Source organism: Sphingomonas sp. S6, assembly GCF_043498045.1.
Taxonomy (GTDB): domain Bacteria; phylum Pseudomonadota; class Alphaproteobacteria; order Sphingomonadales; family Sphingomonadaceae; genus Sphingomonas.
Map to the genome: position 1 here is coordinate 1 of NZ_JBIEOE010000062.1, position 379 is coordinate 379.

Genomic DNA, 379 nt, shown 5'->3' on the forward strand with positions numbered 1-379 from the left:
GCCGTCGTACGCTTGGACTAGCCCGGCGCCGTGCTAATCGACGGACTTCTGACGGCGACCGACCAAGATGCCGGCACCGAAGATTAGCGCGCCCAGGATTGCGCCGGTTCCGGCGACTGCGGCGGTTTGGAGCGGGGAGTTGGTCGCGGCCTGCTGAGTCTGCACATCAACTTCGTCGAGGCCATTGCCGGAAGCGTTGGACTTTGCGGAAGCCTTGCCAGATGCCTTGGATGAGCCGCTGGCCTTGGACTCTCCGGTCTTGGAGGCACCGGTCTTCACAGCTTCTTCGCGTTCCTTGGCGGAGCCGCCGACGCTGAGGTCCGTGGCCGTGTCCTGGCTGCGGTCGGAGGAACCGTGAGCAGCAAAGGTGTAGAGTGCG

General features: G+C 64.6%; 1 protein-coding gene. It reads right to left on the reverse strand.

Annotation, left to right across the window (positions count from 1 at the left end):
• Positions 1 to 33 precede the first annotated feature (33 nt).
• Positions 34 to 379: hypothetical protein (locus ACGVWT_RS19250; protein ID WP_394427851.1), on the reverse strand; the 346-nt coding region annotated here is incomplete at its 5' end.